This window comes from Roseomonas fluvialis (assembly GCF_022846615.1).
In the GTDB taxonomy this organism is placed as follows: Bacteria; Pseudomonadota; Alphaproteobacteria; order Acetobacterales; family Acetobacteraceae; genus Neoroseomonas; species Neoroseomonas fluvialis.
In genome coordinates this window covers 2,356,314-2,367,708 of sequence record NZ_AP025637.1, presented here as the reverse complement: position 1 = coordinate 2,367,708, position 11,395 = coordinate 2,356,314, and the positions used below count along the sequence as shown (strand labels likewise).

Annotated in this window: 8 protein-coding genes; 1 reads left to right on the top strand and 7 read right to left on the bottom strand. The window is 71.7% G+C overall.

What is annotated here, in order from left to right:
* Positions 1 to 6: 6 nt before the first annotated feature.
* The 7 genes from MWM08_RS11470 to MWM08_RS11440 form a co-directional block, all read right to left on the bottom strand.
* Complete coding sequence (locus MWM08_RS11470) at positions 7 to 2,973, bottom strand: virulence factor SrfB (RefSeq protein WP_244459575.1); 2,967 nt, start codon at positions 2,971 to 2,973, stop codon at positions 7 to 9.
* A 61-nt stretch (positions 2,974 to 3,034) separates the two neighbouring features.
* Positions 3,035 to 4,213 carry a hypothetical protein gene (locus tag MWM08_RS11465; RefSeq protein ID WP_244459574.1) on the bottom strand — a complete coding sequence of 393 codons (1,179 nt, stop codon included), beginning with the start codon at positions 4,211 to 4,213 and terminating at the stop codon, positions 3,035 to 3,037.
* A 166-nt stretch (positions 4,214 to 4,379) separates the two neighbouring features.
* The gene (locus tag MWM08_RS11460) at positions 4,380 to 5,681 is read right to left on the bottom strand and encodes a hypothetical protein (protein WP_244459573.1); all 1,302 of its coding nucleotides are present in this window, start codon (positions 5,679 to 5,681) and stop codon (positions 4,380 to 4,382) included.
* Positions 5,682 to 5,694: 13 nt separating this feature from the next.
* The gene (locus MWM08_RS11455; RefSeq protein ID WP_244459572.1) at positions 5,695 to 7,515 is read right to left on the bottom strand and encodes a S1 family peptidase; all 1,821 of its coding nucleotides are present in this window, start codon (positions 7,513 to 7,515) and stop codon (positions 5,695 to 5,697) included.
* Positions 7,516 to 7,685: 170 nt separating this feature from the next.
* Positions 7,686 to 8,099 (bottom strand): Rieske (2Fe-2S) protein, encoded by a 414-nt coding sequence (locus MWM08_RS11450; protein WP_244459571.1) that lies wholly within the window; start codon positions 8,097 to 8,099, stop codon positions 7,686 to 7,688.
* Positions 8,099 to 9,205 (bottom strand): amidohydrolase family protein, encoded by a 1,107-nt coding sequence (locus MWM08_RS11445; RefSeq protein ID WP_244459570.1) that lies wholly within the window; start codon positions 9,203 to 9,205, stop codon positions 8,099 to 8,101. The genes MWM08_RS11450 and MWM08_RS11445 overlap by 1 nt, the downstream gene beginning before the upstream one ends.
* Complete coding sequence (locus MWM08_RS11440) at positions 9,202 to 10,263, bottom strand: amidohydrolase family protein (RefSeq protein ID WP_244459569.1); 1,062 nt, start codon at positions 10,261 to 10,263, stop codon at positions 9,202 to 9,204. Before MWM08_RS11440 ends, MWM08_RS11445 begins: the two co-directional genes overlap by 4 nt.
* Positions 10,264 to 10,386: 123 nt before the next feature.
* Between MWM08_RS11440 and MWM08_RS11435 the strand changes: the two genes are divergently transcribed.
* Positions 10,387 to 11,394 carry an MBL fold metallo-hydrolase gene (locus MWM08_RS11435; protein ID WP_244459568.1) on the top strand — a complete coding sequence of 336 codons (1,008 nt, stop codon included), beginning with the start codon at positions 10,387 to 10,389 and terminating at the stop codon, positions 11,392 to 11,394.
* Position 11,395 lies beyond the last annotated feature (1 nt).

Sequence of the window (11,395 nt, the reverse complement as noted above, 5' to 3'; positions counted from 1 at the left end):
AAAGCCTCACGACAGCCCCACCACGCCGGTGTCGCGCCAGTAGCCGGCCTCGTTCTTCATCGTCTGCAACCGAATCTCCACATCGGATCGCCTGAGCGCGGTGCCTTCCGAATCCTCGATTTCCTCGACGCGGAAATCCTCGCGCTTTTCTTCCTGGCCGGGCGCGTCCGGGTCCATGTCGGCGCGGCGAATCTTCACGCGCAACGGCAGCGCCATGCGCGGAACGCTTTCAGGGTTGGCGAACTCCAGCGCATAGAGCGGCGTCGCCGGCCAGCGTTCGATCGGCAATTGGCGGAAGCCGAGGAAGGTCGGTGCCGCGAAGGTCATGGTGAATTCGACGCCCTCCGAGGATGCCGGGCGCTTCTCCAGGTCCACTTCCGACAGCAGCACGCCCTGCTCGCGGATCTGCCCGGAAATCTCCATGCGTCCGATAAATCGCGCGGTGGATTTCATGGCGAGTTGCGAGGTCCGCATCAGGAAGGATTCGAGCCGCCCCTCAGCCAGCGCGCAGAGCATCGCGCCGACCGCCGCACTTGTCTTGGGATCCTCGATGCGCGCATTCGCGTCACGGAAAGGGTACCAGCCGCCGACCGCATAGCGATGCATGCCGATCATCCGATGCGGCGGCACAGGTGACTTCGCCAGCACGATGTCGGTCACCGCGCGCAGGCGCGACGGCCGGCCCGACAACAGCAACACGTCGCAATCATAGTGCCAGACCACCTCACACAGATCGGCCAGCACCGGGCCGAGCGTGGCCTGGATCACCGCCTCGACCCGCCGCGCATCAGCGGCGACCTCGACATCGGCGATGGCAAAGCCGCGCGCGCCGGCCTGGCGCGCCGCGGTCTCGAAGAACGCCACGGCGCGGGCATTCGCCGGCTGCGCGCAGGCATCCAGCACCGCGCGCACGGTCGAGCGGAACACCTCTCCCATCTCGCGCCCTTCAATCCGCTCATAGGCATGCAGTACGCCGAGCCCGACCGGTTCCAGCACCTGCGAGACGAATTGCCGGCGCAGGTGGCGTTCGACCTCGCTCTGCCCGCCGCGATCGCCGCCCAAGGTCTGGCGCAGGAAGGCGTTCGGGTCGGACATGCCGGCGGCGCGCAGCGCATCGGCGACCTGCGGCAGCACCAGGTGCGTGATGAGCCCTTCCAGGACCTCGTCGCCGGCGATCTTGAAGCCCTCTCGGAATTCCTGGCGCGGCACGATGGTGTCGCGATTCTCGACCGACCAGGTCACCACCATCAGGTCCGTCGTGCCGCCGCCGATGTCGATCGACGCCACGCGCAGGCACGGGTTCGGCCCGCGTTCCGGCCGCACGCGCCCGGCCAGTTCGAACATCCCCTGCGCGTCGCCCTGCAGGCGCTGGGTGATCTCGGTGTAGAGCCAGACCACCTGCGTGGCGGTCGCTTCATCCAGGTTCAGCAGCACGCGCGGTTCGGGCGGCGCGGTAGGACCCGCCTCGGTCCAGCCCAGCATGTCCCAAGCGAGCTTGATCGCGCCCTCGGCGCGTTCGCGCAGGATCTTCTGTTCGGCGAGGGGCATGGCTGGCGGCAGCGTCAGGATCACGCGGCGCAGACGGCGCGGCACGTCGGCGAAGCGGCGTGCGGCACGCGTGGCGGGCGCGTTGATCTGCGTGATCGCCTGCATCAGCAATTCGGCCAGCAGGAAGGTGTACATGGCCGATCGTGAAAAGCGCGCGCGCACCGCAGGCTGCCCGCGGCCACGCAACATGCGCAGCGCCTCGCCGGTCTCGGTCACATGCGCCATGAAGGGGCCGCTCACCGGCGGTTCCGTCGTCACGCCATCCGATGCGCGGCCATTGAAGCGCCAGCCCTGAACGTTCGGCCGGCGGTCCCATAGGTACCGCTTCGGCGACGAAATCCCCGTCGCACCTTCGTTGCCCTGCGTCGCCGCGGCGAGGCGCATGGCTTCCGGCCCGACGCGCACCGGCGATGGCCAGCGGAAGGCATTAGCACGCCCCGACCGGCGCGAGATGGCGTCCCGCCCGAACGACCCCACGGCGAATTCCACGCGGCTTTCGAAGGGCCGTGCATAGACGTCCTCCGGGTGCGACAGGTCGCGCAGGGCCAGCACCTGCGAATTGTTCAGCGACGGCGCGTCCTGGCTTTCCTCGACGAGCAGGCCGCAGGTGCGCGCATTGCCCACATCCAGCACCAGGTCGACATTGATCGGCGCATAGCCGCGATTGTCGGAGACCACATCGACCAGCCGGATGCGCGGCAGGATGCCGATGCCCTCCAGAAGCCCGAGGAAGCCGAGATACCGCGCCCAATGCTCGCAGGCATGGGGAGAGTCCTCGGGGCGCAGCGGGCGCCCGCCGCGCTGCGCCTGGCGCAATTCGCGGAAGCCTTCCTCGAGCCATTGCCCGACCCAGGCTTCGTTGAGGAACCAAGCATTCTCGCCATGCCCGCAGACCGGCGCGAATTCCTGCTGCCGCGCGGAATCCTCGGGCGCCGGCGCGACATAGGGGCGTTCCGCGATGCGCGGCATCAGCGCCGTATCGAAGGCCAGCACCAGCCGGTGCGACTTGCCATCCGGATCGCGCACCGGCTTCTCGGCGACGTAGGCGCGCGCCCAGTTGGACGGCCCACGGTCGAACACTTCCTTGCCATCCGCCCCGCGCGCATGAACGCGGAAGTACGGCAGCGGCACCCACTTGTTTAGGAACGGCTCCAGCGCCTGCGCGCGGGAGATCGCATAGGTTTCCTCCTGCGGCGGCACCTGGCGCGTCACGGGGTCCGCCAGGTTGCCGTCGGCGTCCTGTTCCAGCACGCGCAGGATGGTGGGCGACTTGCCCTCATGGTCCACCTGTTCGCGCAGCTGTTCCTCCCAGAAAGACCGCGACCCACGCGGCAGCCGGTCCATGTCGAAGTCGATGTCGAGGAACTGGATGCCGGAGGACGGCACCAGGCTGACCAAACCGGCAGGGGTGGCGGAACTGCTCATGAACATTCCATCTCGCGCCCGCGAGTGTGCCGCAGCGCAGGCCCTGGCGCCAACGTGGCAGTCATGGGCAGTTCAGCCGGTAGCGCCACCGGGTGTTCGAGAAAGGCCCGATTACCACAACCTCCACCACATTGTCCCCGCCCTGCGGCCGCCAGTCGAAGCCGATCCGCCCGCGGCCGCTGACCATCCCCGGCGTCGAGGCGATGACCTGGCCGCGATAGCGCACCTCGATGCGGTCCGGCACGGTCTGGGTATCGTAGTCGAGCGTGACCGGACCCGGTGTCGGGCCAACGTAGTGGCGCGTGCGCGTTTCCCCGGCCCCGCCCGACTGCGTGTCCACGTTGCAGGGTTGCGTGCCGGGCGGCGGCCCGGGCGGCGGCTGCGGGGGCCGCTCCGGCTCAGGCGGGGGCGGCGGCGGCTCAGGCGGGGGCAGCGGCAGCGGGTCCTCGCGCGGCGGTTCCGGCGCCGGGGGCGGCGGTGGCTCGGGCGGGCGCGGCGGTGGGGGCGGCTCCGGTGCGCGCGGCAATGGGCAGGCCAGCCGCCGGCGACCGAGTTCCTCCTCCAGCCGCGCCAGTTCGGTGCGCAGATCGCGCTCGCCGCGCTCGGCCTCGACCAGGCGGGCCAGGGCTTCGAGATCGCCCGGCGCCGCGACGCATTGTGCCTGCGGCGGGGTGAAGAAGCGCCAGGCCAGCAGCGGGCCGAGCAGCCCGGCCAGCAGCGCCAGCACCGCCAATGCACCGAGCGTGACCGCCCAGACCCCCCAGGGCCGGCGCGGCGGCGGCTGCCAGTGGCGGCCATCGTCGAACCGCGCCAGCAGGCCGAGCGGCCCGGGTGCCGCCCCGCCCACATGGCCCCAGCCTGCCAGCACCGGCCGGCCATCGACCGCGAAGACCAGGTCGAAGGATGGGATCTCGGCCAATGCCGGCCACAGCGTCGTCAGCGGGCCGCCGCCGCTTGCCGCCTGGCGTTCGGCCTCGCGCCGCAGGTCGGACAGAATGCGCCCGGCCTCGGTGGTCAGTGCGGCGCGGGAGGCGGCGTCGATGTCGGCATAGCGCGCCGAACGCTGCCCCGGCGCGCCCCAGGCGATGCCCCCTTCCTCCGCCAGCGGCTGTGCGAACAGCGCGGCATGGGCGGGCGAGAGCCGCCCGGCCTCGGCCTGCAGGACGGCAAAGGCCTGGTCGGGCGGCATCGGCAGCAGCGGCCGCAGATCCTGCGCGCGCGTCGCGACGAGGCGGATCATCGGCCACCCCCACGACCCGCGGCCCGATGCCTTGCAGCGGTCCGGTAGCGCACGGCGCGACTGCGCGCAAACCACCCGCCGCGTCCGGCGCAACACCGCACGACGCGCAAGCCAAGCCCACGGATGCGGGCGCCCGGCGCCTGAGGGCCGAAAAGACTCCTCCCGCTCATGGCACCGTGAACTCCCCGACCACCTGGTCGCGCATGCCCTGTCGCGCGGTGCCGGTGAAGACCTGGTCGGGCCGCCCCTCGCGGCGCACCGTCACGCGGTAGGGCGTGGTGGGGCCGTCGGCCCGGTCGAAGTAGTCCACCACGATCCGGTAGGTGCCGGGCTGCGGGTCGCGTTCGAACACGACGTTCTCGACCGGAGTGCGCGTGGTCGGCCCGCCCGCGGCGTTGCGGTCGATATCGAGCGATCCGCCGCAGGCCGTACGGTTGCGGAAGTCGATCCGCTGCCCACCCGGGCAGATCACCGCGAGGTCGAGGTCGTTGCGGTCATCCCAGGCCAGGATGACCTGCGTGCGCCCGCGCCGCGCGCCCTGCCGGTCGGCGCGATCGAGGTCGGTGTTGCGCGGCTGCTCCGGCGGCGGTTGCTGGGGCGGCGGCTGCGGCGGTGGGTCCGGGCGGCGCGGCGGCTCGGGCGGGCGCTGAGGCGGTTCGGGCGGGCGGGGTGGTTCCGGCGGGGGCGGCGGCTGGCACAGCAGGCGGCGCTCGCCCGCCTCGGCATAGATGCGCGCGAGTTCGGCACGCAACGCGCCCTCACGCGCTTCTTCCTCGCGCAGGCGGTCCAGCGTGCCGACCTGCGTTGGTGGTGCCACGCATTGCGCCTCGGGCGTCGCGAACCAGCCGGAGGGGTCGCGCCAGAGCAGCCAGAGCGCCAGCAGCAGCGCGAGCAGCATCAGCAGCGCGGCCAGCAGCCAGGGCCAGATGCGCGCCCTCGCCACGGCCATGGCGGCCGGTGCGCCGACCATCGCCATCGGCGCCACCGGCGTCGGCACCATCTTCACCAGCAATTCGCGCACGCCGCCCGGGCCAGCCTGGGTATGGCCCCAGGGGGCGAGCACCGGCACGCCGTCACGCACGCGGATGGCGCCCTGGTCGGGAATCTCCAGCGCCAGGCGCAGCAATTCGCCGAGGAAGCGTTCGCCTTCGCTGGCGGAGCCGCGCAGCTTTTCGGCTGCCGCCTGGATTTCGGCGACCATGGGCATGAGGAGCGCGCGCGTGGCCTCGGCGGCGGCGGGGTCGAGCTGCGGCAGCGGCACGGCCGGCCCGGTGCCGGGCGCGTACCAGTCGATGCTGCCCTTTTCCGGATCGGGATTGGGTTCAGCAAACAGCGCGGCATGTCGCGGCGAGAGCGCGCGGCGCAAATACTGCGTCAGTTGCTCCCAATGCTGAACCGCGAGCTGCCCGCCGACACCCTGCGCCAGCAGGTCTCGGTTCAGCGTGGTGGCGATCAGGCTGTCGTCCACGGGGGCGGGCCGATCAGCGCGGGAAAGGCGGCATAGGGATGCCGGGCATGCCGGGGATCGCCGGAGCGGGCCCCGGGACGGCCGGCGTCGCATCGGCCGGCGGCGCGGCCGCGGGTGGTCCGGTGGGCGCGGCAGGCCCGGGGGCAGGTGCCGGAGCAGGAGCAGGAGCAGGTGCGGCCGGCGCACCGGCCGCGGCGGGCGCCGGGGTGCAGGCGCCGGTCACCTCAGCCACCGTCACGTTGTTCGCCGTGAGGAAGGCCAGCAGCGAGTCGACCTTCTGCGCGTAGGAGACACGCTCCCCCTGTTCGGCATTGAAGAAGCCAAAGGTGTTGACGCCCACCACGCGCCCGCAGCGGTCGACCAGCGGCCCACCGGAATTGCCGCGGCTGATGGCGGCGGTGTGCGGCATGACCACCAGGCCGGAGGGCAGGTTCTGCACCGCGCTGATCAGCCCGTCCGTCACCGCGAGTTCGGGGATGGACTGGATGTTGCCGTCCAGCAGCGCCTGGAAGTTGGCGTCCGTCTGCATGATGGCCTGCGGGAAGCCGGCGGCGATCACCGGATCGAGGCGGCTGGCCACCCGCGTCAGGCCGAGCGGGCTGAGGGCGGGTGCGTCGGCCGGCAGGCGCAGGATGGCGAAGTCGGTGCGCCCCGGCGCCGGGTCGGGCGTTTGCGCCACCACCTGCACGGTGCGCGGTCGGCCCAGCACGCGATTCACCACATAGGTCCGCGCGGGGTCGAGGTTCGCGACCACATGCGCGTTGGTCACGACGATGCCGGGTGCGACGACGAAGCCGGTGCCGGTGCCCACCCCCTGCCCGTTCGCCAACGGCCCCAGCACGAGAACCGTCGCCTGGTCGAGCAGCCCGATCAGCGTGCCCTGGAAAGGCTGTTGCCCAGGTGCGGGTGGCGGCAGTGCGGAAGGCTGCACCGGCGTGATCTGCGGCGGCGTCAGCGGCGAGAGCCCGAAATCGCCCGGCCGGCAGACATCGCCGGCGAGCGCGGCGCGGGCCTGTTCGATCTCGGTGCGCAGCGCGTCGTTGGTCTGGCGCTGGCGGGTGATCTGCTCGGTGATGCGGGGTTCGTCGGCCACGTGCGCGACCAGGCGCTGCTGCGCGATGCGGTCGGAAATCAGCTGCCAGCCGAGCCAGAAGCCGAGGCCGAGGAAGATGATCGCGACCAGCAGCCCGACCGGCAGCAGCCACCAGTTCCAGGCGGAGCCGGTGGCGCGCGCGGCCGGCGCAGCGGCGGCGGCGGGCGCGACCGGCGGCGGTGGTGGTGGTGGCGGTGCAGCGGCGCGCGGCGCCGGTGGGGGTGCCGCGGGGCGTGGAGGTTCGGCGGCGGGTGCGCCCTCCGCGGCCAAGGTCGGCGGCAAGGCCGCGCCATAGACTCCGCGCAGATGGGCAGCGCGCGAGGCGGGGTCGCGCAGCGCGCCGGCCGGCGACAGACCCCAGCCGGTCAGCACCGGGCGGTCCTCGATGGCAAGGATCGACTCCGGCCCGGCCAGCACCAGCGCGCCGCGCAGCAGCGGGTCGCTCAGCAGCGGCGCGAGGGCTGCGAGTTCGGCGGCCAGGCGTTGCTCGACCATGGCGCGGCGCGCCGGCGGCAATGCGGTGATCGGCACCGGGTCACCGGCGGCCTCGGCATACCACGAGACTGACCCCGCATTGCGCCCGTTGCCCCAGGTGACCGTAGGTTCGGCGAACAGCGCCGCGCGGTCGGGGCCGAGCAGCGCGCGCAGCCGGGCATCGGCGTCGAGCACCGCGGCGCCGCCGACGGCGACGGGCTCCAGCCCCTGGAGGTCGGTCTTCAGGATGAAGCGCGGGCTCGCCATGGTGTCGTCGGCTCCGGGCGGAAGGCTGCGGCGGCGCGGTCGAGTCCCGCGTCGCCATCGACTGTAGAAGCCAGCATGGCGCGCGAGAATGGCGTTGCCGTGGCGGGGATCACCTTGCGGCAGCGCAAGGTGGCGCGTCGGTGAAGCGGTTCACGCCTCGGCGGCGGGGCCTAGGCCTCGACCACCACGTAGCTGTCCTCGACGCGCACCGGGAAGGTCTCGGCCGTGTAGGGCCCTTCGACCAGCGCGGCGCCAGGCTCCACATGCGCCGGGAACGGCCGCACCTTCACCCGCCTCGGGTCGAACCACGATTTCCCCGTGCGGATGTCGAATTCCCACTGGTGCCAGGGGCAGCGCAGGAACTCCCCGGCGCGGGAGAAGCGGTAGGTGCCCGGCGCGTCGGACTGTGTCAGCCCGCATTGCAGCCCGCCCGACAGCGGCCCGCCCTGGTGCGGGCAGCGGTCCAGCAGGGCGAAGAAGTCGCCATCGAGGTTGAACACCACGATGCGCTTTCCCGCCGCGTCCACCACCTTGCGTCCGCCGGGTGGGATCTCCGCCACCGGCGCCACCACGTGCCGCGCCATCAAAGGCTGTACAGCGCCCGCGCATTGCCGCCATAGATCGCGGCGCGCTTCGCTTCGGGGATGAAGGACGGGATCGCCAGGCGCGGATCGTCGAAGTCCCAGTGCGGGTAATCGGAGGCGTAGAGGATCCGGTCCCAGCCGATCCAGCCCATGGTGTCGAGCAGGTGCTCGGGCCGCTCCGGTTCCTCGATCGGCTGGGTCGAGACGTAGACGTGTTCGCGCATGATTTCGCTGGGCGCGCGCTTGAGGTGCGGCACCTCGTCGCGCAGCCGCTTCCAGGCGCCATCGAGCCGCCAGGCGAGCGATGGCATCCAGGCGAAGCCGCATTCGATCATCAGCACGCGCAGGCCGGGGAAGCGGTCGAAGATCCCCTCGACCACCATGGAGGCCACCTGCGCCTGCGCGCTGGTCGCGTGTTCCTGCACCTCCTCGACATAGAAGGACGGCCAGCCGCCATTGGTCATGGCATGGCCCGAATAGCCGAAGGCGTGGATGCCGACCGGCAGGCCGCATTCCGCCGCCGCCTGCCAGATCGGCCAGTAGCGCGCTCGCCCCAGCGGTTCGCTGGTTCGGCTCATCATCAGCACCTGGCAGAAGCGGTTGTCGCCGGCCCAGTGGCGGATCTCGGCCGCGGATGCCGCGCCGTCCTCGTAGGGGACCACGATGGAGCCGCGCAGATGCGGTTCATGCCGCAACCAGTGCTCCACCTGCCATTCGTTCACCGCGCGCGCCATCGCGACCGACAGCCCGTCATTCGCGTCGCCCTGCCCCGAGGGCTGCAGCGGGTTCAGCACGCCCACATCGATGCCGTGCTGGTCGAGCATTTGTTGCTGCAGGAACGGCAGGTCCGAGGCCGGTGGCCCGCCGCCCGGCGGCCAGGCATCCCGCCGGCAGGCCAGCGGCGCCGCCTTCGGGAAGGGGTAGCCCTTGGCGAAGCCGTGACGCTGATGGATGCCGTAGGTCGCGAGCCGATGCCACGCGGCATCGCTCAGGAAGGGCCGGAACTCCGACAAGTCGCGCACCCGCGGATGGATGTCGCAGTCGATCAGGCCAAGCGTGGCGGCCGCCGGGCGACCGGGCGCGGCAATCGGGCGAACGAGGTTCATGCGCTGGCTCCTTCCCTGAGGCGAGCATAGGTCGCCAGCGGGTTCTCCACCATGATCTTCGGCAGCAGCCCCGCCGGCAGGCCAGGCGGCAGGATGGCGTCGCCCTCGAAATGCGCATGCGGCCAGTCGGTCGCCCAGAGCAGCATCTCGTCGGAACGCAGGTGATCCAGGACGCGTTCGATGGTCTCGCCATCCTCCGGCGCGTCGAAGGGGCGGATGGTCAGGCGCACCTGGTCGCGCACGATCTCGGCCGGCGGGCGGTCCACCCACGGGATCTCGAAGCGCACGCCCTTCCAAGCCTTGGTCAGCCGCCACAGGAAGCCCGGCAGCCAGGACACGCCGGATTCGATCAGCACGACCTTGAGGCCCGGATGCTTGCCGAACACGCCCTCGGTCAGCAGCGAGGCGAGGCTCGCCTGGAAGCCATAGACGTTCGAGGTGTATTCCTCGACATGCCAGGACGGCCAGCCGACCGAGGTCGGTGGATGCCGCCAGGCGCTGCCGGCATGGATGCCGAGCGGCAGACCGTGGCGCTCCAGCGCCGCATGGACCGGCCACCATTCGCGCCGGCCGAGCGGGATTTCCCCCATGCAGAGCACCAGGCCCTGCACGAAGCGGTGGTCGGGGGCGAGGCGCTCGATCTCGGCCACCGCGTCATCGACCGCGTTGGGCAGCACGATGGAGGCGCGCAGGCGCGGGTCGCGGTCCAGCCATTCGGCGCGGATCCAGTCGTTCAGCGCGCGCGCCATGGCCGCCGACATGTCGCGCGAAAACGGCAGTTGCACCGGGAACAGCGGGTTCAGGATGCCGATCCGCGCGCCCCAACGGTCCATCGCCTGGGATTGCAGGGCGGACACGGTGGCGGGCGCCTGCCCCTTCGGCCCGCGCCAGTCGGCCCGCACGGTGGTCGGGGCATTCGGCGGGTAGGAGGCGCTTTCGAGGGATTCGATCCCGCGCTCCACCAGCGTATGGCGCCAGTAATCGTCCATGTAGGGCAGCAGCGTCGCCACACCCGGCACGGCCGGATGCAGGTCGCAATCGATGGCGGCGTTGGTCACGTTTCCTCCGCGCCCCGTTCGTGGCGTCACGCACAGGTTCGGCCGGTTCGCCGCCGCCGGCAATGGCAGCCATGTGCGCGGCGGGGTTGAGCCCCCCGCCGCGGCGCGCCACGCTGCCGCCGCATGGACATCGCCCCCCCTCTGCCCGGCCAGGCCCGCGAAATCCTCCCCGGCCTGCGCTGGATGCGCTTCCCCCTACCCTTCCCGCCGCATGACGTGAATGTGTGGCTGCTGGAGGACGGGCCCGGGTGGTTCGCCATCGATGCCGCCATCGCCAATGACGAGACGCGCGGCCACTGGCGCACCGCGCTGCATGGCGAGGCCTTCGGCAATCGTCCGCTGACCAGCCTGCTGGTGACGCATTTCCATCCCGACCATGCCGGGCTGATGGGCTGGCTGTCGGCGGAGCACGGCCTCACGCCGATGATGACGCGCATAGAATGGCTTCAGGCACGCTCCCTGTGGTTCGACACGGGGCCGGAGATGATCGACCACCAGGCGGAATTCGCGCGGATCGCCGGCGCACCGGAGGAATACTGCGCCTTCCTGCGCGGGCGCGGCGCGCTGTACGTGCGCGCGGTGTCGCCCCTGCCGCGGGCCTTCGCCGCGATCGCCGACGGCGATGTGCTGACGATCGGCGGGAGAGACTGGCGCGTGCTGACCGGCCAGGGCCATGCGCCGGACATGGCCTGCCTGTTCTGTGCCGAAGCGCGCGTGCTGATCGCGGCCGACCAGGTGCTGCCGCGCATTTCGCCGTATATCGGGCTGCATGCGGGCGAGCCGATGGCCGATCCGCTTGGCGCCTTCCTGGCCACGCTGGAGCACTTCCGCGCGCTGCCGGAGGATACACTGGTGCTGCCCTCGCACGGGCTGCCCTTCACGCCGCTGCACGCGCGGCTGGACGCGCTGGCCGCCCACCACGCGGACCGGTTGGCCGCGCTGGAGGACGCCTGCGCCGCGCCCGCCACCGCCCATGCGCTGCTGCCCGCTCTGTTCCGCCGCCCGCTCGACCAGCGCAACCTCGGCTTCGGGCTGGGCGAGGCGCTGGCACATCTGCGGCGGCTGGAAGCGGCGGGTCGCGTGGAACGGATGCCTGGCGCCGATGGCGTCATCGCCTGGGGGAGAAAGTAGC